This is a genomic window from Pseudomonas sp. BT76 TE3572, from assembly GCF_050435365.1.
GTDB lineage: Bacteria > Pseudomonadota > Gammaproteobacteria > Pseudomonadales > Pseudomonadaceae > Aquipseudomonas > Aquipseudomonas fluorescens_W.
In genome coordinates this window covers 3,205,343-3,231,261 of record NZ_JBNDKE010000001.1, presented here as the reverse complement: position 1 = coordinate 3,231,261, position 25,919 = coordinate 3,205,343, and the positions used below count along the sequence as shown (strand labels likewise).

19 protein-coding genes are annotated in these 25,919 nt (G+C 59.1%); 9 read left to right on the top strand and 10 right to left on the bottom strand.

Annotation, left to right across the window (positions count from 1 at the left end):
• Both ABH912_RS14765 and treR read right to left on the bottom strand, forming a co-directional pair.
• Positions 1-3,051 carry a membrane-targeted effector domain-containing toxin gene (locus ABH912_RS14765; RefSeq protein WP_429511002.1) on the bottom strand — a complete coding sequence of 1,017 codons (3,051 nt, stop codon included), beginning with the start codon at positions 3,049-3,051 and terminating at the stop codon, positions 1-3.
• A gap of 137 nt (positions 3,052-3,188) precedes the next feature.
• Entirely contained in the window at positions 3,189-3,893 is a 705-nt protein-coding gene (gene treR, locus ABH912_RS14760; protein ID WP_429511001.1) for a trehalose operon repressor, read from the bottom strand.
• 237 nt (positions 3,894-4,130) lie between these two features.
• On the opposite strand from treR, the gene treP reads away from it, so the two are divergent.
• The 7 genes from treP (at position 4,131) to tadA (ending at position 13,684) form a co-directional block, all read left to right on the top strand.
• Positions 4,131-5,573, top strand: coding sequence for a PTS system trehalose-specific EIIBC component (gene treP / locus ABH912_RS14755; RefSeq protein WP_033061494.1), 1,443 nt, complete (start codon positions 4,131-4,133; stop codon positions 5,571-5,573).
• 34 nt (positions 5,574-5,607) lie between these two features.
• A complete protein-coding gene (gene treC / locus ABH912_RS14750; RefSeq protein ID WP_429511000.1) occupies positions 5,608-7,254 on the top strand; it encodes an alpha,alpha-phosphotrehalase in 1,647 nt (548 codons plus the stop codon).
• Positions 7,255-7,360: 106 nt separating this feature from the next.
• Entirely contained in the window at positions 7,361-8,584 is a 1,224-nt protein-coding gene (locus tag ABH912_RS14745; RefSeq protein WP_429510999.1) for a maltoporin, read from the top strand.
• A 62-nt stretch (positions 8,585-8,646) separates the two neighbouring features.
• Positions 8,647-11,175 (top strand): phosphoenolpyruvate--protein phosphotransferase, encoded by a 2,529-nt coding sequence (gene ptsP / locus ABH912_RS14740; RefSeq protein ID WP_429510998.1) that lies wholly within the window; start codon positions 8,647-8,649, stop codon positions 11,173-11,175.
• Positions 11,176-11,177: 2 nt separating this feature from the next.
• Positions 11,178-11,477, top strand: a complete 300-nt coding sequence (locus ABH912_RS14735) for a PTS transporter subunit EIIB (RefSeq protein WP_429510997.1) — start codon at positions 11,178-11,180, stop codon at positions 11,475-11,477.
• Between the two features lie 333 nt (positions 11,478-11,810).
• Positions 11,811-13,187, top strand: a complete 1,377-nt coding sequence (locus tag ABH912_RS14730; RefSeq protein WP_429510996.1) for a multicopper oxidase family protein — start codon at positions 11,811-11,813, stop codon at positions 13,185-13,187.
• Positions 13,187-13,684 carry a tRNA adenosine(34) deaminase TadA gene (tadA, locus tag ABH912_RS14725; protein ID WP_033061505.1) on the top strand — a complete coding sequence of 166 codons (498 nt, stop codon included), beginning with the start codon at positions 13,187-13,189 and terminating at the stop codon, positions 13,682-13,684. The genes ABH912_RS14730 and tadA overlap by 1 nt, the downstream gene beginning before the upstream one ends.
• Positions 13,685-13,815: 131 nt before the next feature.
• Here the strand turns inward: tadA and cmoB are convergent, their stop codons facing one another.
• From cmoB to lon, 6 genes are all read right to left on the bottom strand, one after another.
• Entirely contained in the window at positions 13,816-14,772 is a 957-nt protein-coding gene (gene cmoB, locus ABH912_RS14720; protein WP_033061506.1) for a tRNA 5-methoxyuridine(34)/uridine 5-oxyacetic acid(34) synthase CmoB, read from the bottom strand.
• The gene (gene cmoA / locus ABH912_RS14715; protein WP_176471601.1) at positions 14,769-15,548 is read right to left on the bottom strand and encodes a carboxy-S-adenosyl-L-methionine synthase CmoA; all 780 of its coding nucleotides are present in this window, start codon (positions 15,546-15,548) and stop codon (positions 14,769-14,771) included. The genes cmoB and cmoA overlap by 4 nt, the downstream gene beginning before the upstream one ends.
• Before the next feature lie 159 nt (positions 15,549-15,707).
• Positions 15,708-16,193: a hypothetical protein gene (locus ABH912_RS14710; protein ID WP_033061509.1), complete on the bottom strand. Its 486-nt coding sequence runs from the start codon at positions 16,191-16,193 to the stop codon at positions 15,708-15,710.
• 130 nt (positions 16,194-16,323) lie between these two features.
• Complete coding sequence (locus ABH912_RS14705) at positions 16,324-16,977, bottom strand: lysoplasmalogenase (RefSeq protein ID WP_429510995.1); 654 nt, start codon at positions 16,975-16,977, stop codon at positions 16,324-16,326.
• A gap of 2 nt (positions 16,978-16,979) precedes the next feature.
• Complete coding sequence (locus ABH912_RS14700) at positions 16,980-17,372, bottom strand: protease inhibitor I42 family protein (protein ID WP_429510994.1); 393 nt, start codon at positions 17,370-17,372, stop codon at positions 16,980-16,982.
• A gap of 122 nt (positions 17,373-17,494) precedes the next feature.
• Entirely contained in the window at positions 17,495-19,912 is a 2,418-nt protein-coding gene (gene lon / locus ABH912_RS14695) for an endopeptidase La (RefSeq protein ID WP_429510993.1), read from the bottom strand.
• Positions 19,913-20,693: 781 nt separating this feature from the next.
• Here lon and ABH912_RS14690 point away from each other — a divergent pair.
• Positions 20,694-21,095 carry a hypothetical protein gene (locus ABH912_RS14690; protein WP_033057405.1) on the top strand — a complete coding sequence of 134 codons (402 nt, stop codon included), beginning with the start codon at positions 20,694-20,696 and terminating at the stop codon, positions 21,093-21,095.
• Positions 21,096-21,398: 303 nt separating this feature from the next.
• On the opposite strand, the gene ABH912_RS14685 is transcribed toward ABH912_RS14690, so the two are convergent.
• Entirely contained in the window at positions 21,399-23,810 is a 2,412-nt protein-coding gene (locus ABH912_RS14685; protein ID WP_429510992.1) for a glucose/quinate/shikimate family membrane-bound PQQ-dependent dehydrogenase, read from the bottom strand.
• Positions 23,811-24,022: 212 nt separating this feature from the next.
• A complete protein-coding gene (locus ABH912_RS14680; RefSeq protein ID WP_429510991.1) occupies positions 24,023-25,405 on the bottom strand; it encodes a carbohydrate porin in 1,383 nt (460 codons plus the stop codon).
• Between the two features lie 283 nt (positions 25,406-25,688).
• Here ABH912_RS14680 and ABH912_RS14675 point away from each other — a divergent pair, with 283 nt between their 5' ends.
• Entirely contained in the window at positions 25,689-25,919 is a 231-nt protein-coding gene (locus ABH912_RS14675) for a VF530 family DNA-binding protein (protein ID WP_007944895.1), read from the top strand.

The following is a 25,919-nucleotide window of genomic DNA, read 5'->3' as shown; positions in this document are numbered from 1 at the left end:
TTAGACGCCGGGTAGTCGGACAGGGGTCATGCCCATTCTGTGCAAGGCTGAACTCAAGTTCTCTAGCGTTTGAAAGCGTCGGCCGTTGATCTGCCAGGTATCCCGTTCGACGTAGTACCCGGCGGCATCATGTTTTATGGGCGTTCGGAGGAGTTTTCCCCGAGTGATGATGCCGTTACTGGTGATGATTCTGTTGGTGAGGGTTCTGCTGCGGTGAACCAGCAAGGGTTCGCCGGTACTGGTGCTGAGGGTGTACGTGCCAGGCCTGGGTAGCCCATCCTCGAGCCTTTGCGCCAGGATCACGCTTTTCGGCGTCGGGATTTGCAGCAACAAGTCATTTTTGGCAAAACCGGCTGCTTGCCCCGGGCGGGGCCCGTCGGACACCCCCGGGTCGACCTTGATACCGCCGAGCTCGTCCGGGCCTACGCTTTCAATACGCAGCCCGATGCTGCCTTCAAGCTCGCTGATTCCCGCCACGCCGTCATAGGTATTGGCGTGGGAGTTCCCGACCAACGCCACCCAGTTATGTGCGCCTCTGGCGGTCTGGTCGGCGCCGATGACTTGTCGGGCGAAAAAATTCATCATTTTTTGCCGAAAATTGATACTGGCCGGTGTAATACCGGTGCTGCGGTAACTGGCCAGGCAGTCGATGGCCTGAACGCGTATGTTGTTTTTTTGTGCTGTCCTGACCACCTGCTCAAAGGTGAATTGTTCGCTGGGGTCAGTCGAAAAACCTGCGTCAAGGTTCTTGAGATAGCTTTGCAGGTCCTCGGACATCACCCCGGTGCGATTGAACACGTCCAGGTCAGCTTGATGGAAATCGGTTAGCAGATGCTCCATGTACAAGGTTTTGACCTTTTGTTTGCGCAGCACGCTCATGTTCTCGATCAGAAACTGTTTGCTGCCCACGCTGGAGTGGTTTTCACCGATGACCAGACTCTGTGACCGCTTGAAAAGCGTCTTGATGATGTCCTTGATCTTTGCATTCGCGATGAACGATGGAAGGGGCGGTCTGGGTCGCAGCGGCGGTTGCGAATAGAAGGTCACGGCGTCGTCGTGCAGCGTTCGGCGCAGTCTCTTGAAGGCTTCCAGCTCATTGTTCGGATTGTTGAGATTGACAAATCCGTCCTTCAAATCCCCCTTCGCGGCCATACCCTTGGCCGCCTGTTTGAGGGCTGGCTTGATGTCCTGCGGAACATCGTATGCAGTCGCCGGTGCATCGAAGTCCGGGAGTGACGGCTCGGCCCTGGCAAAAAAATCTGAAAACCTGCCACCTCCCGCCAGGCCGGGACGCGTGAGGGCCGTCCATTCACCCTGTTCATTCAGGCGCACCGGTATGTTGCGGTAAAAGGAGTAGGGGTTGACCGGGTCGACGATTGTCCAGGCCCTCATGTCATTGCTGTAGCGCACCAGGTAGAAACTGTCACCGACGGCAATGTAATTACCGCCTGTCTCAGGCTGATAGATACCTTGAAACTTGCCTTCGGCGTTGGTTGGGGAATCGCCATCGAGAATTTCATTGGTTTCAAAAGGCGCCAATATGTCGGAATCGCTTGGGCGGGGGGCAATGGCTTCGACGGGGGGATTTACTGTTACGCCCGACTCTGCTGGATCTTTCTCGGCCGTGAGTACCTCCTCGGCTTCCGCTGCTTCTGCGAGTTCGGCCGCCCCTCGTAAAAATGGCAAGTTGAACAGTACGTCCACGCTACCGAGAATGGCACCGGTAATGGCTGCCTTGCGTTCCGCAGGGGTAGTCGCGTTGATGGCTTGATCGATGTGCAGGCCGACATTGGCAATGCCCGCGCCAACGACAACCAGTGCTGCCGGCCATGCAAGGGCGGCCATCGGCCCGAAGGTGTGGTTGAAGGCATTGAGATAGCCTATCCACAGCTTTTTTCTGATCTCGCCGTTGGAGTGCAGCAGGTAATTGGCGTCGCTGAGCATGCGCTCATGAGTGGACCGGTTCAGGTGGGTGAACGCATCACCGGCAATCTTCTCGCCACGGTAATAGAGCAAATGAACGTTCGCGGCTTCATTGTCACTCGTTAGAACGTCATAGGCGTGGGTGAGGCCGACATTTTCATATTCCGTGTTCTCCAGGAAATGAGCGATCAGACCAATGCCGGTGAAGTTGGCCAGCTTATGCCCCAGCGAAGCAGGCTTTTCCTGAAGGGTATCCCGCTCTTCCTGTTTGAAGTGCATGAGCATGCGTTCGCGGCCTTCAGCGTCCTTGACCTCGTTGACCAGCCATTCGTGCAGTTCCTCGACCTTGTTAAAACAGTGAAACCCTCTGGGTTCGCCCGGAACGTAGAGAATGTTCAGGTCACTGTCGTCAGTGATGCTGAGGATGTCCGTCGACACGAAGTGGTCAATGCAAAACGTGCGAATCGATAAACCGCTGCCCGCTGGCGCCTCGTCCAGCAGCATTTGCCAGGTGAGCGGCCTGCTGACATTACCGACGACAGCCCTGAGCACGGTGGTGAAGTGTTCTCGGGTCAAGTGACCCTTCTCGTAGTCTTCAATGGCTTTGGCAATGAACGTGCACTTGGCCAACGCACGGAAGTTGTCACTGTGCTTTTCCCAGAACGTCGCGATGGCCGTTTTGTAACGCTCAGCGAAATTGACATCCCAAAAGGTGTTCAACACATCCCGGGCATGCAGGCGAATCTCGTTGGTTTCGTCGTAGTTTCCGGCATTGCCGTCGGCACGGTAGAAACCGCTGTCAACGTCCAGCAGGTCCCCGTTGTCCTGGTCGTGGACACTGAAACGCTGCATGACCAGTTGCGGGAAGGTCATCGACTCCCTGGGGGTTTCAAACACATGCTGCCAGCCGGTAAAGGTCTTCGAGCTGCTTTGAGCGGCATTAAACCGATGCCAGTAGACTTTGTCGGGTTCGATATCGGTGATGCTGTGCTGGACGAGAATGTCCTTGGCGACCTGATACGCCATGGCGTGCAGGTCGGGGCAATCGGTTACCAGATCAGGGATCAGGGCCAGGAGGGCCAACGCATCGGTAGCGTCGGGCAGGGTTATGTCTTGAGTATCGTCCATGATGCTCGCCTTGAGAGGTTGCCAAGAGGGTGCTCACTATCTCAAGGGGCATCGATTCCATCTGTAAGGCACAGGCTAGCTGTCGGTGGTCAGTTGCTGACGGAAGACGTAGGAGTTGGCGAGTACCAGAATCAGGCTCAGCGCCGTGCAATGTCGGAAAAGTAAAACTTGTCCAGGGTGTGCCGCGATTCGGTGTACTCGAACTGCCGCCCGTCCTGCAAAAACGTCTGGTTACTGACCACGATCACATGGCTCTGGCCGTCGAGGTCCAGGTGTTGCTGGTCGTCCTTGCTCCGGGGCACCGCTTCAATAGTGCGCTGGGCGTAGGCGATTTGCAGTTGCAAGGTCTGCTCGATGAAGGCGTAGATCGAGTGCTCGGCGATGTCGCGGGACAGGCCTGGAATCACATCACTGACGAAATGGTTGATGTCGAGGATCACGCGTTTGCCGTCGATCCGCCGCACTCGTTTGATCCGTGTGATCAGGCTGCCTTCTTCGGCCTTGATGTGTTCAAGCAAGGGGCCTCCGAGGGGGATTTGAGTGAACTCGACCACGTCGGTGCTGACGTCGTTGCCCAGGCGCGGGTACGTCTCCTGGAAGCTGACGATGCCGCCCAACTGGAATTCGATCGGGTTGGTCGACAGCACGAACGTACCTTTGCCGTGGACTTTCTGGGCGAAACCGCGCTCCTGCAATTGCTCGATGGCCTTGCGCACGGTGCCGCGGCTGGCCTGATAGCTGTCCATCAGTTCCGTTTCGGAAGGCAACCGGGCGCCGCGTTCCAGACGTTCGGTCGTGATGCTGGCAAGCAGATCGCTGTAGATCTGGTTGTATTTACTCATGGGGATGGCTCTGTACCGCGCTGTGCTCAAGGTTTCGAACCTTAAGGGCAGGGTAGGGGTTTGTCCATGCGGCGTTAGGTTTCTTTGACTTTTGAGGTAGGAAAGTTCGCCGCCTGTCGGGTTCAGGATAAACAAAATCAAACTCGTCTGTACGAGTTGTTGCTTTAACTCGTACAGACGAGTACTTTTCGTTTCGGCGTGCTGCCAATAACAAAAAACTACAGCGCAAGGACAATCATGAGCCACGACTACCCGAATATCGCCAGCGAGCTGCTGCAAAGCCTCGGTGGCAGCGACAACCTCGAGCAGGCCGCGCACTGTGTCACTCGCTTGCGCCTGGCCCTCAAGGACCCAAGCCTGGTCAACAGCGCCACGTTGAACCAGATCGATCTGGTCAAAGGCTCGTTCTTCACCGGCGGCCTGTTCCAAGTGGTCATCGGCCCAGGTGAAGTCGAAAAGGTCTACGCCGAACTGCGCCGTCAAACCGGTCTCGCGGCCTCGACCATCGCCGACGTTAAACAAAAAAGTGCCGACAAGATCAACGCGATGCAGCGTCTGGTGCGGGTGTTTTCCGATGTGTTCATGCCGATTCTGCCGGCACTGATCATTGCCGGCCTGTTGATGGGCATCAACAACCTGATTGGCGCCAAGGGTATGTTCATCGAGGGCCAGACCTTGCTGGACGCCTACCCGAAGCTTGACGGGCTCTGGAGCCTGATCAACCTCATGGCCAACACCTCGTTTGTGTTCCTCCCGGCGCTGGTGGGCTGGTCGGCGGCCAAGCGGTTTGGCGGCAGCGAAATCCTTGGCATCGTGCTTGGCCTGATGCTGGTGCACCCCGATCTGCTCAATGCCTGGAACTACGGTAAAGCGGTGGCCGGGCTGGACGGGCAGAGCCTGCCGTACTTCGACATCCTGGGGTTGTTCCAGATCGAGAAGGTCGGTTACCAAGGGCAGATCCTGCCGATCCTGATGGCGGCCTATGTGATGAGCGTCATCGAGAAATGGCTGCGGGCGCGGGTGCCGAACGCGGTGCAATTGCTGGTGGTGCCGATCACCACCATCGTTGTGACCGGCGTGCTGGCGCTGGCGGTGATCGGCCCGGTGACCCGGCATCTGGGGATTCTGATCACCGAAGGCGTGGTCATGCTGTTTGACCTGGCGCCAATGGTCGGCGGGGCGATTTTCGGTTTGCTCTACGCACCGCTGGTGATCACCGGCATGCACCACATGTTTCTCGCGGTCGACTTGCAGCTGATCTCCACCCAGGGCGGGACCTTCATCTGGCCGATGATCGTCATGTCCAACCTTGCCCAGGGCAGCGCGGCACTGGCGGTGTTCTACATGACCCGTAATGTGCGGGACAAAAGCATGGCCTCGACCTCGGCGATTTCCGCTTATTTCGGCATCACCGAACCGGCCATGTTCGGGGTCAACCTGCGTTACAAATTTCCGTTTTATGCAGCCCTGATCGGTTCGGCCCTGGGCTGCATTTTCCTGTCGCTGAACAAGGTCCAGGCATCGGCGATCGGCGTCGGCGGCTTGCCCGGTTTTATCTCGATCATTCCGCAGTTCATTCCGATGTTCGTGATCGGGATGGTCATTGCCATGGTCGTGCCGTTTGTTCTGACCTGCGGGTTGAGCATGAAGATTGTTCGGCCGGGATATCGGGTTGCCTGACGGTCGCCACATCAATTTGTTGAAGGAATCCGCCATGCAAGACTGGCAACGTTCGGTGATCTACCAGATCTACCCGAAGAGTTTTCACAGCCACGCCGGCAACCCCACGGGTGATTTGCTGGGCGTTGTGGCCAAGCTCGATTACCTGCACTGGCTGGGTGTCGATTGCCTGTGGATCACGCCGTTCCTGCGTTCGCCCCAGCGCGACAACGGCTACGACATCAGTGATTACTACGCCATCGATCCGAGTTACGGGACCATGGCCGATTGCGAATTGCTGATCGCCGAGGCCGGCAAGCGCGGGATCAAGTTGATGCTCGACATCGTGGTCAACCACACCTCCATCGAGCACCCCTGGTTCCAGCAGGCCCGCAGCAGCCTCGACAACCCATACCGGGATTTCTACATCTGGCGCGACCAGCCGAACAACTGGGAGTCCAAGTTCGGTGGTTCGGCCTGGGAATACGAAGCCCAGACCGGTCAGTATTACCTGCACCTGTTCGATCACACTCAGGCCGACCTGAACTGGGATAACCCCAAGGTGCGCGCCGAAGTCTTCAAGATGATGCGTTTCTGGCGCGACAAGGGCGTAGGCGGGTTCCGTCTGGACGTGATCAACCTGATCTCCAAACCGGCGGATTTTCCCGAGGACAATACCGACGGTCGACGCTTCTACACCGATGGCCCGAACGTGCACGAATACTTGCAGCAGATGCACCGCGAAGTGTTCGAAGGCCATGACCTGATCAACGTCGGTGAGATGTCTTCCACCAGCCTCGAACACTGCATCCGCTACTCGCGGCCAGAGTCGAAAGAATTGTCGATGACCTTCAACTTCCATCATCTGAAGGTCGATTACCCGAACCTGCAGAAGTGGGTCCGCGCTGATTTCGATTTCCTCGAACTCAAGCGCATTCTCTCCGATTGGCAAACCGGCATGCAGGCCGGCGGTGGCTGGAACGCGTTGTTCTGGTGTAACCACGACCAGCCACGGGTGGTCTCGCGTTTTGGTCATGACGGTGAATATCGGGTGCTCTCGGCGAAGATGCTCGGCACGGCGCTGCACTTCCTCCAGGGCACGCCGTTCGTGTACCAGGGCGAGGAACTGGGCATGACCAATCCGGGCTTCGATCACATCGATCAGTACCGCGATGTCGAGACGCTGAACATCCATCGCCTCAAGCGCGACGCCGGAGTCAGTGATGCCGACAACATGGCGGCGATCATGCAGAAGTCCCGGGATAACGGCCGTACGCCGATGCACTGGAATGCCGAACCCAATGCGGGTTTCAGCGCTGTCGCACCGTGGATCGGGGTGCCGGCGAACGCCGGGCAGATCAACGTTGCCGCTCAGCTCGATGACCCGGATTCGGTGCTGCATCACTACCGTCAACTGATCGCCTTGCGTCGCACTGAGGCGCTGATGTCCGAGGGTGTCTATCGGCAGTTGTTGCCAGAGCACACGCAAATCTGGGCGTACGTGCGTGAGGGCAATGGCGAACGGTTGCTGGTGCTGAACAATTTCTACGGCACGCCATGCGAAGTCGAACTGCCGGATGAAGTGATCAGCGAAGCGATGGCCCAACGTCTGGTCATCAGCAATTACCCGGACTGTCCGGTGCGAAATAGTCAGGTCCTCTTACGGCCTTATGAGTCGTTCGTGCTGCACATGACCGACTGACCGACCGCAAAAAAACACCGACTCAAAAAAATACGCAGCACGCTGCGCGGGGGAGTTTTGCGCGCCGATTTTGCCGCTGCACACAATAAAAATAATGGGGTAGCTCTTGAAAACAACAATAAATCGCAGCCTTGTAGTGGCGGGCCTGTGCCTGGCTTTGCCTCTTTCGGCACACGCGCTGGAGTTCGCCGGTTACTTGCGCAGCGGCGTTGGGACCTCGGTCAACAGCGGTAAACAGCAGTGTTTCCAGCTACCGGGCGCTCAGACCAAATACCGCTTGGGCAACGAATGTGAGCAGTACGCTGAACTGGAGTTGCGCCAGGATTTGTACACCCTGGATGACGGTTCGGTGCTGAGCGTCGATGGCATGGCTTCGTTGTACAACCAGTACGACAAGGACCTGACCTTCAACGGTGACAACGGCTCGGTGCGCCTGCCGCAGGCGTACGCGCAATGGTCGAACATGCCCAGCCTGAACGGCGGTTCGTTGTGGGCTGGCCGGCGCTACTACAAACGGAACGACATCCACATTTCCGATTTCTACTATTGGAACCAGAGCGCCACCGGCGGCGGTATTGAGGACGTACTGATCGGCGATCTGAAATACAGCTATGCCTTCTCGCGCAAGGACAACCTGTACCAGAAGGACTACATCAACCGACACGATTTCAACGTCGCCGGCTTCAACACCAACCCTGGCGGTGCGTTGGAGTTCGGCCTGAGTTACATCGACAAACCCGACAGCCGCGACGCTCACCGTGGCTGGGCGATCACCACCCAGCATGTGCAGAAAGGTTTTCTGGGCGGCAAGAACAAACTGGCCTTCCAGTACGGCGAAGGCCCCGGCACCGGGTTGGGCTATACCGGTAACGTGAAGCTGGACGACAGCAACAAAAGTTACCGGGTGGTGGAGTTCTTCGACTGGCAAGTGACGCCGCGATTTGGCGGGCAAGTCGAGGCGGTCTATCAGAAAGACATTCGCCAGGACGGCAGTGATCAGAACTGGATTTCCCTGGGCGTGCGCCCGACCTATGCGATCACCGAGCAGTTCAAACTGGTGACCGAACTGGGTCACGATCAGGTCGAAGCCACGGGCGGCACCCGCAAGCTGAGCAAGGTCACCTTCGCCCCGACCTGGTCGCCCAAAGGCCCGGAATTCTGGGCGCGCCCCGAGGTGCGTCTGTATTACACCTATGCCAGTTGGAACGAGGCGGCCAAACGGGCGGCCAATGAACTGGCGGCGGGTTCGGCATTGTCCGACACCGGCACCTTTGGCACGGCGCGACACGGTTCGAACGTCGGATTGCAGGTCGAGTACTGGTGGAAATAAGCGATGCTGTCGGAGCCTCGCGCTCCATCGGCACTTCAAAGAACAAAACAGCAGGTGACGTCATGGCCACACCCCAACAATTGCAACTGCACGCGCCCCTGTCCGGCGTATTGATGCCACTGGACGTTGTGCCCGATCCGGTGTTTTCCAGCCGCGTGATCGGCGATGGCCTGTGCATCGATCCGACTTCAACGACGTTGTGCGCGCCGCTGGCAGGGGTTGTCAGCAATGTGCAGGCCAGCGGGCATGCGATCAGCATCACCGACGAAAACGGTGTGCAGGTGTTGATGCACATTGGGCTCGACACGGTGAACCTGGCGGGGAAGGGTTTCACGCGGTTGGTGGAGGAGGGCCAGCAGGTTGACGTGGGGCAGTCGCTGATCGAATTCGATGCCGACTTTATTGCATTGAATGCCCGCAGCCTGCTGACGTTGATGCTGGTGGTCAGCGGTGAGCCATTCACTTGGCTGACACCGGAAGCGGGTTTGGTCGACAGTGGTCAGCCGCTACTGAATTTGAAGCCTATCGAGCAGGCAACGGATGAGCCGGTGCCGGAAGAGGGTGAAGCACTGTTTTCCAAACCAGTGACGCTGGCCAATCCGAACGGCTTGCACGCCCGACCGGCAGCGGTATTCGCTCAGGCGGCGAAAGGTTTTTCGGCGAGCATTTACCTGCATAAACAGCAGGCGAGTGCGAACGCCAAATCCTTGGTGGCGATCATGGGTTTGCAGACGGCTCACGGTGACGTTGTGCAAGTCAGCGCGGCGGGGCCGGACGCTGAAGCGGCGATCAAGACGCTGTCCGAATTGCTGACCGCCGGGTGTGGCGAGACGGTCGCCGCGATGGCAGAAGTTGAGACGGTTGAAGCGTCATCGCTGAACGTTTTGCGCGGAGTCTGTGCCTCGGCGGGTTCGGCGTTTGGCCAGGTTGTGCAGATCGCCGAGCAAACACTTGAAGTCAGCGAGTTCGGCGTCGGTCCGCAGGTTGAGCGAGAGCATCTGTCTCGGGCCTTGGCCGCAGCGGTGCTGGCCTTGCAGCAGCTGCGTGACAACGCCACCGGGGATGCCCAGGCAGAGATTTTCAAGGCGCATCAAGAACTGCTCGAAGACCCGAGCCTGCTGGATCAGACCGAGGCGCTGATCATCGAAGGCAAAAGTGCCGGGTTCGCCTGGCGCGCGGCCACCGAGTCGGTGGCAACCCTGTTCAAAAGCCTGGGCAATGCCTTGCTGGCGGAGCGGGCGGCAGACCTGGCCGATGTCGGCCAGCGAGTGCTCAAGCTGATCCTCGGCGTACAGGATCAGGCGATGGAGCTGCCTGAAGGGGCGATCCTGATCGCCGATCAACTGACGCCGTCACAGACCGCCGGGCTCGATACCCGCAAGGTACTGGGGTTCGCCACGGTCGGTGGCGGCGCTACCAGCCACGTCGCGATCCTCGCTCGGGCGTCCGGTTTGCCGGTGATCTGCGGGTTGCCCGTTCAGGTCCTGGGGCTGGCCAACGGCACCCAAGTGTTGCTCGACGCCGACAAGGGCGAGCTGCATCTGGACCCGGATCTGGCGGCCATCGAGCAGCTGCAAGCCAATCGTCAGCGTCAGCAGAAGCGCCATCAACATGAACTGTCGCACGCTGCGCTGGCGGCTTGTACCCGCGATGGTCACCACTTTGAAGTGACAGCCAACATCGCCTCGCTGGCTGAAGCGGAGCAGGCCGTGGCACTGGGAGGCGAGGGCGTCGGCTTGCTGCGTTCGGAGTTTCTTTATCTGGATCGCAATCATGCGCCGAGCCATGACGAGCAAACATCAACCTACAGCGCCATCGCCAAAGCACTCGGGCCGGCGCGCAATCTGGTGGTGCGGACTCTGGATGTCGGCGGCGACAAACCGTTGGCCTACGTGCCGATGGACCGCGAAACCAACCCGTTCCTCGGCATGCGCGGGATTCGTTTGTGCCTGGAGCGCCCGCAGCTGTTGCGCGATCAGTTCAAGGCGATCCTGAGCAGCGCCGGGCTGGCCCGTCTGCACATCATGTTGCCCATGGTCACGCAGCTGTCGGAGTTGCGACAGGCCCGGCAACTGCTTGAGGAAGAGGCGCTGGTATTGGGCCTTACCGAGCTGCCGAAACTGGGGATCATGATCGAAGTGCCGGCAGCAGCCCTGATGGCCGATCTGTTTGCGCCTGAAGTGGATTTTTTCTCGATCGGCACCAACGACCTGACCCAATACACCCTGGCCATGGACCGCGATCACCCGCGCCTGGCCAGTCAGGCTGACAGTTTTCATCCGTCGGTGCTGCGTTTGATTGCCAGCACCGTGAAGGCCGCCCACGCCCATGGCAAATGGGTCGGTGTGTGTGGCGCCATGGCGTCCGAAACGCTGGCGGTGCCGTTGTTGCTGGGACTTGGGGTGGATGAACTGTCGGTGAGCGTGCCGCTGATTCCGGCGATCAAGGCGACGGTTCGCGAAGTGGATCTGCTGGACTGCCAGGCCATCGCCCAGCAAGTGCTGGGCCTGGAAAGCGCCGATCAAGTGCGCGAGGCGCTGCGGCTGTATCACGAGGCGACGGTCGATACTTCACTGGTACTGGAGAACTGAGCATGTTCGAGAAAATGCAGCGAGCGTTCTGGAAAGCGTTGACCCCGGATCTGGTGGTGGATGAACCGAAAGTGGTTGCTCAGCCTGTCTCTGGTCTGGCCCCGGATATCGTCGCCGCACTGGGCGGAGTGGATAACCTCAAGTCGCAGCAGCCTGTGGCGTTGACCAGGGTGCGAGTGGAGTTGCGGGATGTGGGGCGGATGGATCGGCAGGCTTTGAATATGGCCGGTGTGCCGGGAGTCATGATGCTGGACGAAGGCGTTGTGCATTTGTTGATGGGGGCGGTGGTCGCCGGACGCTAGTTGATCAGATTCAAGATCCACCCCTCACCCCAGCCCTCTCCCCACGGGGGAGAGGGGGGAAGGGAGCAGATCTCCATAGTTTTCAGGTTTAAAGTTCGGCATGAAATCGCGAGGAAAAAACCTGAGTTCGACTCGATTTTTCAGGTCGATGTAGCTCCAAGAACAACTCGGTCAGTCCCCTCTACCCCCTGGGGAGAGGGTTAGGGTGAGGGGTGGCCTTTGAACTTGTCCCAGAACGCCGCGCTGCCCTTACTGTTTCTCATCCGCAGGTGTATCGTATTCGCCTTTTGCAGGCCCCCGCGCCTGTCGCTGATACGAGAGGTAGTTGAGTTCATGTCCTTTACCCGTCGCCAAATCCTCGGTGGCCTGGCCGGTCTTGTTGTCGTTGGTGTCGGAGCGGGCGGCGCGTCGCGGTACTGGTTGGGCAAAATGGCCGACGCCGACGCGGGCCACGACTACGAGCTGATCGCCGCACCGCTGGACGTCGAGCTGGTGGCCGGGCACAAGACCGAAGCCTGGGCGTTCGGCCCGTCGGCGCCGGGTACCGAGTTGCGGGTGCGTCAGGGCGAATGGCTGCGGGTGCGTTTCATCAACCACCTGCCGGTCGCCACCACCATTCACTGGCATGGCATTCGCCTGCCGCTGGAAATGGATGGTGTGCCCTACGTCTCGCAGCTTCCAGTGCTGCCGGGCGAATACTTCGACTACAAATTCCGCGTGCCCGACGCCGGCAGCTACTGGTATCACCCGCATGTGAACAGCAGCGAAGAACTCGGTCGCGGGCTGGTCGGCCCGCTGATCATCGAAGAGCGCGAGCCTACCGGTTTCAAGTACGAGAAGACCCTGAGCCTGAAGAGCTGGCACGTCGATGAAGAGGGCGCTTTTGTCGCGTTCAGCGTTCCTCGCGAAGCGGCCCGTGGAGGTACGGCGGGGCGCCTGTCGACGATCAATGGCGTCTCGCAAGCGGTGATCGACTTGCCCGCCGGGCAGATCACCCGGGTGCGCCTGCTCAACCTCGATAACACCCTGACCTACCGACTCAACATTCCTGGCGTCGAAGCGCAGATCTATGCGCTGGACGGCAACCCCATCGAACCGCGCCCGTTGGGCAAGGAATACTGGCTCGGCCCGGGCATGCGCATTTGCCTGGCGATCAAGGCACCGCCGGCCGGTGAAGAGCTGGCCCTGCGCAACGGCCCGGTTCGCCTTGGCACGTTCCGTTCGGTGGCTAACACCGACTCACCAACCGAATGGCCGCCCGCGCTGCCCGCCAACCCGGTGGCCGAGCCGGACCTGGCCAATGCCGAGAAACTCAACTTCAATTTCGAATGGGTAGGCTCGGTGTCGGTGAACGTCGACAATGGCAAGCCGCCGAGCCTGTGGCAGATCAACGGCAAGGCCTGGGACATCACCGACAAAACCTGCGCCGACCGCCCGATTGCCAAGCTCGAGAAGGGCAAGAGCTACATTTTCGAATTGAAGAACATGACTCAGTATCAACACCCGATTCACCTGCACGGCATGAGTTTCAAGGTCATCGCCTCGAACCGGCGCAAGGTCATCCCGTACTTCACCGACACTTACCTGTTGGGCAAAAACGAGCGCGCGCAAGTGGCACTGGTGGCGGATAACCCGGGGATCTGGATGTTCCACTGCCATGTGATCGACCATATGGAAACCGGCCTGATGGCCGCCATCGAGGTGGCGTGATGCGTCAGATACGCCCGACAGCAATCATCGACCGCAGCCGTGACCGTGACTTCATGCGCGAAGCCCTGGCCCTGGCCGCTCAAGGCGCGGCGCTCGGTGAAGTGCCGGTGGGCGCGGTGCTGGTGCAGGACGGTGAAATCATTGGCCGGGGGTTCAACTGCCCGATCAGCGGCAACGACCCGAGTGCTCACGCCGAAATGGTCGCGATCCGCGCGGCGGCGTTGGCGGCCAGTAACTATCGCCTGCCGGGCAGCACGCTGTACGTGACGCTTGAGCCGTGCAGCATGTGCGCCGGGCTGATCGTGCATTCGCGGATTGCGCGGGTGGTGTATGGCGCGTTGGAGCCGAAGGCCGGGATTGTGCAGAGTCAGGGGCAGTTTTTTACCCAGGGCTTTTTGAATCACCGGGTGCTGTACGAAGGCGGGGTGTTGGCCGAGGAGTGCGGGGCTGTTCTCAGTGAATTTTTCAAGGCCCGTAGAGCCAAACCCACAGACTAAACACCGACCCCTGTAGGAGTGAGCCTGCTCGCGATAGCGGTGTGTCAGTCGACATCACTATTGACTGATACTCCGCTATCGCGAGCAGGCTCACTCCTACAGGGGATCTTCAGCGTCTGGGCAAGTAACGACTACTTACGGGCGACGATCACGGCACGCATCGGCGCCGGCAGCCCTTCAACCGTTTTGCTGTGATCTTCCGGGTCAAGGAAATCGCTCAACGACTGATACTTCATCCACTCTGTCCCGCGCTGTTCCTCGACCGTCGTCACGCTCACGTCCACACAACGAACATCAGTGAACCCTGCCCGGCGCAACCACAATTCCAGCGCCGGCACCGACGGCAGGAACCACACGTTTCGCATCTGCGCGTAACGGTCTTCCGGCACCAATACCTGCTGCTGATCGCCCTCGATCACCAAGGTCTCCAGCACCAGTTCGCCGCCCTTGACCAGGCAATCCTTCAGCGCCAGCAGATGCTCGATCGGCGAGCGACGGTGATAGAACACGCCCATGGAAAACACCGTGTCAAAGCCTTCCAGGTTCGGCGGCAAGTCTTCGAAAGGGAACGGCAGGTGCCAGGCATTGGGCTCGGACAAGTAACGCTGCACTGCCTGGAACTGACAGAAAAACAGCCAGTTCGGATCGACGCCGATCACGCTGTCGGCACCCGCGCCGAGCATGCGCCACATGTAGTAGCCGTTGCCGCAACCGACATCGAGGATGCGTTTGCCCTTCAGATCCAGATGCGGTGCAACCCGCGACCACTTCCAGTCCGAACGCCATTCAGTGTCGACATGCACACCAAACAGATCGAACGGCCCTTTGCGCCATGGCGACAAACCCATCAGCGCAGTGCGCATCTGAACGCGGGTTTCGTCGTCGCAATCGGTGTCTAGCGTCAGACCATTGAGCAAGTCGACTTCGCTCGGCTGAATTTTCGGCAAAGCATCCAGCGCACTCTGCCAGCGCTCCAGGTCGCCATGACCCTTTTCCATTTTCTTGTCGAGCTGAGCTTGCAGAGTGTTGGCCCAATCGGCCAGCGGGGTGCCGGCCAAACGGCGGGCGAGGGGGGACAGATCAATCATGGCAAGGCAATCAACGAGGCAAAGTTAAGACACTGGAACCACGGCACGACTTTCGAGAAACCGGCGGCCAACAGGCGCTCGCGGTGTTCTTCGAGGCTGTCGGGCTTCATGACGTTTTCAATGGCGCTGCGCTTTTGGGCGATTTCCAGTTCGCTGTAGCCGTTGGCGCGTTTGAACGCGACGTGCAGATCAGTGAGCAGCGCGTGTTCTTCGGGATCGTTGAAGCGCAGCTTCTCCGACAGAATCAGCGCGCCACCGGGCAACAGCGATTGGCGGATGCGCGAGAGCAACGCCGTGCGCTGTTCCGGGGCGATGAATTGCAGGGTGAAGTTCAGCGCCACCACCGAGGCTGGCTGGAATTCGAGTGCGAGGATGTCGCCTTCGATCACTTCCACCGGCAGCAACTCCTGGAACATCGAGTCCTGACCGTTGAGGTACTCGCGGCAGCGTTCAACCATCGCCGCCGAGTTATCCACAGCGATCACCCGGCAGCCGTCGGTGCGTACGTGACGGCGCAGGGCCTGAGTCACGGCGCCGAGAGACGAACCCAGGTCGTAAAGCACGCTGTTGGGCTGGGCGAACTGCGCGGCAAGCACGCCAAGGTTTTCAACGATGGTTGGATAACCCGGCACCGAGCGTTTGATCATGTCCGGGAACACCCGCACCACGTCCTCGTTAAAGGCGAAGTCAGGCACCTGGGCCAAAGGCTGGGCGAAAAGGCGATCGGGTTCTTTGCTCACGGCGGTTCCAGCGGCATAGGTGGAAAAGGCCGGCATTTTAGCCAAATTGACGGGGGGATGCGCGGGTTGTCTGATAAAGCGTGGGGGATTTGCGAAGGAGGCAGGTGGGGCCTTGGCTGCAGAGAGCATGTGGAAAAGACAAATGAATGACCAGGTCGAGAAGCAAGACTTGGTCATTCTTTGTTTAGAGCGAGATCATAAATTACGCATGAATACATTGAGTTCGGCTCTGCCAACGATGTGCAGCGCTTCGGTCCTGCTGTCTTTGCCTTTGAAGTCAAAGTTGATGAGATAGCGCAATGTCTCGGAGTCGCTCTGGACTACTTCGACGGTAATAGTGCCGCTTTCGGGTTTGTAGGTGTAAGAAGTCGAAAAATCGTCGTTAGCTCCAGATTCATAATATTGGAATGTGTCAAATGGAAAGTTAGAGTCTTTGGGTGAATAGGTGCCGGACTGAATGTCACTTGGAAAAATAAACATCATCCCTTTTTGGGAGTCTCTAAAGCCGTTTTCATAGCTTCGACCGATATAAGCAATCAAATTGCTGTTAGTGTCTTTTTCGAACTGAATGTTTTGAGTATGAAACTTTACGCGGTTTGAAATCTTGGCTTCAATATCGCAGTTAACGCTGACAAAGGGGTCAAAAGAAAGTGTCGAATTTTTGCTTTTAAAAAGACTCATGATTTTCTTCCTTGGTTTACTTTCGTGGTTGGATAACGCCACTGGGAGAGTAAGTAGGTTAGAAAGTCTGAGCTACTGTCAGATCTGACAGGTTTTTATAACGTTTCGAGATAGCTTGTCGATTTTATGGTTATGAAATCTGCCCGAGTTGATATTTTTCTTTATTAAATGCCGAGGCTGCAATCCCCCATTGCCCCAACCAATAGCTGAGGATTATCACGTAAGGCGCGGCATGAAACGGCGCGACGAATCGATTGATGCCAATCACGCTGTCGGAAAACACAAACGCCACCGCACCTGCCGCCGCCAGCAGCGCCGAGCGTTTGGGCACGTCGGTACCGAGCCGGGCCAGCGCCCGCCAAAGCATTGCGCTGATGGCCAGACCGTAGACGATCACCGGGATGAGCAATGGACCCAGCCCATTGGAAATCAAGATCCCCAACAACACCGCGCCGACGCCCAAAGCGATGATCAACGGTAAAAGCGCCACCCGCCGGCAATCGCTCAAATAGGCCTTCAGATACGCCAAGTGGGCAACCAAAAACGCCCCGAGACCGAACACAAACAAATCCCCCGGCCACGCCAGCAGCACATCGCCGAGCAGGGAGAAAATCAATCCAAGGCTGATCCAGCGTCGATACTCGGTGGGCGGTGCATCATGTAACCAGCCGAGCAAGGCCAAAACCGGCAGCGGCTTGACCAGCAGGCACAGCAACGCCGCATGCACACTGACGCCGTAGAGGAACGTCACCGCGCCCATCAGCGCCAGAATCAGCCAGCCCACAATCAGTTAACCGAGATCGCGCAGTCGAAGGTTTGCACTGCCGGTACTTCAGGTGCCCATGGCTGTGAGTAAGTCAGGCGCAAACGGCCCGTGCCAGCGGCAAAGGACTGGAAGCGCCAGGTCGAGAGGCCGGCGCTGCCGACGATCCCCACGTCTTCCGGATTGCTGTAAACCTCGGGGCTGAGTGCGCGCAATACGCCACCGGCCGAATCCTGGATCGCCCAGCGGTAACCCGTGGTCGGGTTGCTTGGCAGGGTCAGAATCAGGTTTTGCCCGTTGTGCAGTTGCACCGGGCATTCGCTTTGTTTTTCCACGGTCACGTTCTGTTTCGGTTGCGTGGCGCACGCGGCCAGCAAGGAGAGGGCGAGGGGGACAAACAGGCGGGTGGGGGACATAAGGTCAGTGGCTCCGGCATTCACGACGAACGGCGAGCATAACCGAAGATGAGACAAATTGTGACGGCGCTACGGGAGATGATCGTTCCCACGCAGAGCGTGGGAACGATCAGTTAAAGGGGTTAGAACAGAATTTTCGCCACATCCGCAAAGCGCTTGGCAAAGTGCACCGTAATCCCTTCCTTCAGATAATCCGGCAGTTCTTCAAAGCTACCGCGGTTTGGCTCCGGCAGAATCAATTCAAAGATCTTCTGCCGCCGCGCCGCAATCACCTTCTCGCGCACCCCGCCAATTGGCAGTACATGCCCGGTCAGCGTCAGTTCGCCGGTCATGGCGATGCCTTTTTTCGGCGCCTGGTTTCGGGCGAGCGAGAGCAGGGCGCTGGCCATGGTCACGCCGGCGCTTGGGCCGTCTTTCGGGGTGGCGCCTTCCGGGACGTGCAGGTGAACGAAGGCTTCATCGAAGAACTTCGGATCACCGCCAAACGACTTCAGGTTGGAGCTGACGTAGCTGTAGGCGATTTCTGCCGACTCTTTCATCACGTCACCCAATTGCCCGGTGAGTTTGAAACCACGGTTCAAAGTGTGGATACGCGTGGCTTCAATCGGCAAGGTCGCGCCGCCCATGCTGGTCCAGGCCAGCCCGGTGATGACGCCGGTACCGGACAGCACTTGCTCGTTACGGAACACCGGATGGCCGAGTGAGGCTTCGAGGTCTTTCGGGCCGAGCTTGATCACCGCTTTCGGCTCGTCGATCAGTTTCACAACGGCTTTGCGCACCAGTTTGCCCAGTTGTTTTTCCAACTGCCGCACGCCGGCTTCACGGGCGTATCCGTCGATCAACGCTTTGAGGGCGCTGTCGCTGATGCTCAGGCTGCCTTTGGACACGCCGGCCTTTTCCAGCTGCTTTGGCCACAGGTGACGCTTGGCGATGGCGATTTTTTCTTCGGTGATGTAACCCGACAGGCGAATCACTTCCATCCGGTCGAGCAACGGGCCGGGGATCGAATCCAGGGTGTTGGCGGTGCAGATGAACAGCACTTTCGACAGGTCCAGACGCAAGTCCAGGTAGTGGTCGAGGAATTCGACGTTCTGTTCCGGGTCGAGGGTTTCCAGCAGCGCCGAGGCCGGGTCGCCCTGGTAGCTCTGGCCCATCTTGTCGATCTCGTCGAGCATGATCACCGGGTTCATCACTTCGACATCTTTCAGCGCATGGACGAGTTTGCCCGGCTGCGCGCCGATGTACGTGCGGCGATGGCCCTTGATCTCGGCTTCGTCGCGCATGCCACCGAGGCTGAAGCGGTAGAACGGCCGGCCGAGGGATTCGGCGATGGATTTGCCGACGCTGGTTTTACCCACGCCCGGCGGGCCGACCAGCAGCACGATGGAGCCGCTGATCTCGCCTTTGTAGGCACCGACGGCGAGGAACTCGAGGATGCGGTCCTTGATGTCGTCGAGGCCGGCATGGTGTTTGTCCAAGACCTTGCGCGCGTGCTTGAGGTCGAGTTTGTCCTCACCGTACACGCCCCACGGCACCGAGGTCGCCCAGTCGAGGTAGTTGCGGGTGACCGCATACTCCGGCGAACCGGTTTCGAGGATCGACAGCTTGTTCATTTCCTCTTCAATGCGTTTTTGCGCTTGAGCCGGCAAAACCTTGCCTTCCAGGCGTTGTTCGAACTGCTCAATGTCGGCGCTGCGGTCGTCCTTGGTCAGGCCCAGCTCTTGCTGGATGACCTTGAGTTGTTCCTTGAGGAAGAACTCGCGCTGATGCTCGCCGATCTTGCGGTTAACTTCGGCGGAAATTTCTTTCTGCAGGCGCGCGACTTCGACTTCCTTGCGCAGCATCGGCAGGACTTTTTCCATGCGTTTGAGCATGGGGACGCAGTCGAGCACTTCTTGCAGCTCGCTGCCGGTGGCCGATGTCAGGGCCGCGGCGAAGTCGGTCAGCGGTGACGGATCGTTGGGGCTGAAGCGGTTGAGGTAGTTTTTCAGCTCTTCGCTGTACAGCGGGTTGAGCGGCAGCAGTTCCTTGATCGCGTTGATCAGCGCCATGCCGTAGGCCTTGACCTCGTCGGTCGGCTCGGTGGGCTGGTGCGGGTATTCGACTTCCACCAGGTACGGCGGGCGATGGTGCTTGAGCCAGGTGCGGATGCGCACGCGAGTGAGGCCTTGGGCGACGAATTGCAGTTTGCCGTTTTCGCGACTGGCGTGATGCACCTTGACCAGGGTGCCGTAGAGCGGCAGGGCCGAGGTGTCGAAATGGCGCGGATCTTCCTGAGGCGTGTCCATGTAGAACAGGGCCAGGGAGTGGTGATCGGATTTGCTCACCAGGTCGAGGGTTTCGGCCCACGGTTCTTCATTGACGATGACCGGCAGTACTTGGGCCGGGAAGAACGGGCGGTTGTGGATCGGGATGATGTAGACCTTGTCCGGCAGGTTCTGGCCTGGCAGGGCGAGGCCTTTGCCGGTGGAGTGGTGTTCGGCGTTCTCTGGGTCGGCGTATTCGCTCGGGTCTTCGGGGAATTCTTGCTGGTCGCTCATGGGGCACCTGCGCAATGGGGTATGGGTCTTAGATGGGGCAGGTGGGGGGTGGTTTCAATGGCTTGGGATATTTCTGGGTGTGTGTTCAGGGTTTTGACAGGTGCGTTTGACTTGGCGGCCTTTGGGCCGACCATGTTCTGGGTTGATGGTGTACATATCCGTTGCCGCGGTAACGGCGGCTTAGGGTTTCGCCCTTACGGCGAGTCACTTTTAACAAACGCCCGGAATGCCGGCCCAGTCAAAAGTAACCAAAAGCGCTCGCCCCGAGCGTCCGGCCCCTCGCTGAGGCTCGGCGTTCCTTCGCTCCGGTATCCATCCGGGGACACTGCCCTCCGGTCTGCTTCGCGACGACCTACATGCAGCGTGTTCGACTGCGTCGAACGGCGCTGCGCGCCACTCCCCGGATGAACACCTCCACTCAGCCTTCCGAGGGGGCGGGTGGATCAAGATCAAGAGCTGCAGGCGAGCTAACGCTCGGCCTGTTGAGTGGTGAGAAGCCTCGGGTGTACACCGTCCCACTGTGGGAGCGGGCTTGGTCCGGGCGGCGTTCCGACGATGGCGGAGTGTCAGTCGCAATCAATTTCGACTGTGTAGCCTCCATTCCAGGCAAGCCAGTTACCGCTCGTTTGTGTGACGCAGCTTTCGCGACGAAGCAAAAAGCATAAGCCTCGCGGTCATTTCAAAGGTATCGGTCTAAAAACCTGTCAGTTCTGTCAGTTACGCTTTTAGCGATCGACTCGTACGATTTGACGCTCCACCTTGCAATTCAATGGAGCTGAATATGACAACCGAACGCACAGTAACTTCCAGTACAACTGGAACCTACGCCGCAAAAGTCCAGAGCCAGCGTGACTTCGACGCGGATAAGGTCGGCGTTTTTTTTGATGGCGAGTTTTATCACTGCAGCGGGAGAGAAGGGGGCAACGATCCAGCCAGTGATTTCAGAGTCATCTACATTCTCGTTAAACGGAACCAAACGGACTTATCACTGACTTTTCATAAGCTGTTATATGTCACCGGCTCAGGGCCGATTCGGGATAAGGCCATCGCGAATGAAGGCACCTTTACCGTCAATTTCGATGAAAGTGTTCAACACTACAAAATGTCTTTCCATGTCGTGGCCAAAGGCCCGGGGATCCCCGATGTAGACATCCTTGGCAGCTTTGACCTGCGTCAGGAATGACGACTCAGAAAGGGCGCCCGCCACTGCTGAGACCCAGCAGTTGGGGGGCGAACCGTACACAGGTTGATCGAACAAACCCGGTCGCTGAATGTGCAGCGACGGGAAAAGCCTATCTCCCGATGTTCTGACACAACAACCGAGGGAACCTGTTGGAATCCTCCTCCAGAACAGCCAACTCCATAGGACGTTTGCAAATTTCTTCAGACCAACCCACATTTTGATGTGCAGCGTGGCGAAAACTGCGGCCACAAAAAAAGGCGACCCCCTCACAGGAGTCGCCTTTCCTTTAACCGCCGCTAAAACCTACTCGGACAGTTTGTACGCAATCACATAGTCACCTTGCTTGGTGCCCAGCGACCCATGACCGCCTGCAACGACCAGCACGTATTGCTTGCCGTCCTTGCCGGTGTAGGTCATCGGTGTGGTTTGCGCGCCGGCTGGCAGGCGGCCTTCCCACAGTTGCTTGCCATTTTTCACGTCATAGGCGCGCAGGTACTGGTCGAGGGTGCCGCTCAGGAAACCAACGCCGCCAGCCGTGACGAAGGTACCGCCCAGGCTAGGCACGCCCATGCTCAACGGGATCGGAACCGGCGAGCTGTCGCGCACGGTGCCGTTTTTGTGTTTCCAGATGATTTTGCTGGTGGTCAGGTCGACCGCTGTCACGTAACCCCAGGCCGGTGCCTGGCACGGCAGGCCCAGTGGCGAGAGCAGGGGTTCGAGGATGACGCCGTATGGCGCGCCTTTGTTGGGCTGCACGCCTTCGGTTTCGCTTTTGCGCGGGCCTTGGGCGGCGATTTCGGCGGCCGGGATCAATTTCGATTTGAACGCCATGTAGTCCGGGTTCATGAAAGCAATCTGACGCACCGGGTCAACCGAGATGCCGCCCCAGTCGAACACGCCGAAGTTGCCTGGATAAACGATCGAACCTTGCAGCGATGGCGGCGTGAACGGGCCGTCGTAACGCATGGATTTGAAGTCGATCCGGCAGATCAGTTGGTCGAACGGGGTGACGCCCCACATGTCGTGCTCTTTCAGCGGCGGCGGCATCAGGTTCAGGTCGGACTTCGGCTGGGTTGGCGAAGTGTGATCACCTTCGACAGCGCCTTGCGGCACCGGCACTTCGTTGATCGGCACGATGGCCTTGCCGGTGCTGCGGTCCAGCACGTAGATGCTGCCTTGCTTGGTGGACGCGAGTACCGCTGGCTTCACGCCATCAGCCGTTTTCAGGTCCATCAGGGTTGGCTGGCCGCCGACGTCCATGTCCCACAGGTCATGGTGGGTGAACTGGAAGTGCCAGCGCACCTTGCCGGTGCCGATGTCGAGGGCGGTCAGGCCGGCGGCGTGCAATTCCGATTCAGGGGTGCGTGCGCCACCGAACTGGTCCGGGGTCTGGTTGCCCATCGGCAGGTAAAGCATGCCGAGTTTTTCGTCGACCGCGAACATGGACCACATGTTCGGCGAGTTACGGGTGTAAACCTTGCCTTCGGCAATCGGCGTGGTGTCGTCCGGGTTGCCGCTGTCCCAGTTCCACACCAGTTTGCCGGTGTGCACGTCGAACGCGCGGATCACGCCGCTTGGCTCGTCGGTGGAAACGTTGTCGGTCACGTGGCCGCCAATCACCACCAGGTCTTTAGTGACCGCTGGAGGTGAGGTGGAGTAGTAACCGCCCGCAGTGAAGCCGCCAATGTTGGCGCGCAGATCAACCTGGCCCTTGTCGCCAAAGTCTTCGCACATCTTGCCGGTGTCGGCGTCGAGGGCGATCAGACGGGTGTCGGCAGTCGGCAGGAAGATCCGGCGTGGGCAGACGTTGCTGACCGGCGCAGGGCTGGCAGTGCCGGTCGGGCTTTGCTCGGAGGCGTAGGCGGCGTCATCGTGATAGGTCACGCCACGGCAGGTCATGTGCGCCCAACCCTTGAAGTTCGCCGCGTTTTGCGTGGAGAGCTTCGGATCGAAACGCCAGATTTCCTTGCCGGTGTCCGGGTCCAGTGCGATCACCTGGCTGTGCGGCGTGCAGACGTAGAGCATGCCGTTGACTTTCAGCGGGGTGTTTTCGGCAGTGGTTTCGCCCGGGTCGTTCGGCCCTGGCAGGTCGCCGGTGCGGAAGGTCCAGGCCGGAACGAGCTTGTTCGCGTTCTGCGGGGTGATCTGCGCCAGTGGCGAGTAACGATCGCCGTGAGCGCTGCGGCCGTAGGAATTCCAGTCACCGTCGGGCATGGCCGGGGCGGTGTTGGTCATGCCCGGCACGCTGTCGCGGTCCAGTTGGCCTTTGATTTCACCGGGGTTGGTGAACTGGCTGGCCAGCGCGGCAACACCGGCAATCACCACGGCAGCGCTCAGCGCACCCGTGCCGACCGGATTGAACTCACCGAGATGCAGCGGGCGGCGGACCCACGGCAGCAGCAGGACGATACCGAGGGCAAACAACATCGCCAGACGCGGCACCAGTTGCCACCAATCGAGGCCGACTTCCCACAGGGCCCAGACGGTGCTGGCGAACAGCACCACTGCATACAGCCCCAGCGCAGAGCGGCGGGCAGCGATCAGCAGCCCCCCTGTCAGCGCGAGGCCGATACCGGCCAGCAGGTAATACAGCGAGCCGCCGAGCATGCTCAGCTTGATCCCCCCGGCCAGCATGGCCAGGCCCATTAGCAGAAGCAGGATACCGAGCAGGCTCGGCAGCAGACGGCTTCGACTCAAAGCACCATCAGTGCTCATAGTGTGGTTCTCCGTGACGTTTTAAGTAGTCCCGCGCAAGTTCACTGTAGATGACGATCCGGTGCGGGCAGGGTTCATATAAAAATGGTTGGGTTGATGCATTCCCTGTAGGAGTGAGCCTGCTCGCGATAGCGTTGGGTCAGACAACATCAATATTGGCTGTGCTGGCCTTATCGCGAGCAAGCTCGCTCCCACAGGGTTTGTGGTGTTGGTTAGAACGAGGACTGGATCTTGATCCCGCCAATCAGCGCGTCATCGACCTGGTCCACGCCACCGGGGTGGCGGATGTATTGCAGGTTCGGGCGCACGGTCAGCCAGTTCGTGACGTGCACGCCGTAATAGAGTTCGGCGCTGTATTCGGTGTCCTGCGGTGGCAGGAAGGACGGGTCGTTGTAGTCGAAAACGGCGCGGGCCTGATTGGTCGCCTCGGCGTTCTTGCGAAAGGCCGGGTTGACGTGAACGCGGGCCAGCGCGAAACCGATGTCGTCCTTGGCGCGTGCATCGAACAAGCCTTTGTAGACGACGCCTGCCTGGACATAGTTGTCGATGGCGTTGGTCTTCTTGTCGTGCATCGTGCCGTTGGCGAACACGCTCAGGCCGCGGGAGTTGTCGCTGGCGCGGCTGGTCAATTGTTGCTGCACACCCAGCCACACCCCGTGTTTGCTCGACGCGCTGCGGTAAGCCTCGCCGCTCAGGGCTGCCGGCTGACCGTTGCTGTCTTTGTAAACGTCGGTGGCGTTGGCACTGCTGTAGTAATAGCCGGCGCGGTATTCACCCGGCAGGCCGTTGAGCTTCGGCGACCACACCAGTTCCACCGGCAGGATCGCACCCTGGGTGCCACTGCCGCTGAGCTTGAAACCATTGTCGCGATCGAGGTTCGACGGGTTTTGCTCGTAGGCTCCGATCTGCGCATACAGCTCCGGCGTCAGGTGATATTTGACCCGCATCGCCCACTGGCTGACCGGCCAGTTGTACCAGATGCCGCCGACCCAGTTGCCGACCTGCGAGCCGCAGAACGCGAGGTTCTGGAAGTCGCAAGGGAAGCTGTTGAAGTCTTCGCCTTCGCCAAAACGACCGACCTTGATGTCGAGCTTTTGATCGAAGAATTTCTGCTGATACCACATCTGCGTCAGGCGCCAGGTTTGTCCGCGACCCCAGACTTCCTGAGCCGAGGTGAACCCGCCTACGCGCGGATCATTGATGCGGTCGTTGCTGATGTTGTTGCCGTTGCGCTCGGTGATGGTCAGCTGAAATTCGGCGTCGTCCCAGCCCAGAATCTTCTGCAGGTCCATGTGGGTGCCGAGGCCAAACTGGTCGCTGTAGCGAGCGGTGCGGTGATGGTCGTAGCCGCCGTGCAGATTGCTGCCCATTTCGCCGGTGTAATCGACTTTGAAGTCGTAGCCTTTTTCCGAAAGTTCGGTGCGCGTGCCGTTCCAGTCGCCGAGCATCCACGGCGAATCACTATCGAAAGCCGGAGCGGCCTGGGTGCAAGTAGCGAGGCCCAGCGCGGTGAATCCGCCGATCAGGTTCAGGGCTTTTCGATGGGCAATAGCGGTGCAGACAGCGCTGTCTCGCGGAGTTTGAAAATAAGGCATAGGGGAAGTAATTCTGGGTCTTTTTCTGGGGGGTGAACTGAAGCGGCAGTATGTCGCGGGCAGCGGAAGCGTTTCAGCTTGACGGGCGCAAGGATAATGTCCTGTTACAAATAGAGAAAGCGCTTTTAACGACATGAATTCTTTCGTATTCGGTAACAGTGCCGGGAGGCGATCTTTGCGGGTTCACCTACATTTAACAGATAGCGCACAGAGCCCTTCCACCTGACCAGCCCCTCGGCTAAGGTGCGCGGCTTCCCATTCTTTCACCGCTCGAAGGCCCGGCATGACCGAACAGAACAACAACCCGCTGCACGGCGTGACGCTGGAGCAAATCCTCAACGCGCTGGTTGAACACTACGAATGGTCGGGGCTGGCCGAGCGCATCGATATCCGCTGCTTCAAGAGTGATCCGAGCATCAAGTCGAGCCTGACCTTCCTGCGCAAAACTCCGTGGGCGCGGGAGAAGGTCGAACGCTTGTACGTGAAGTTGATGCGCACCAAGCGACCGGTCTGA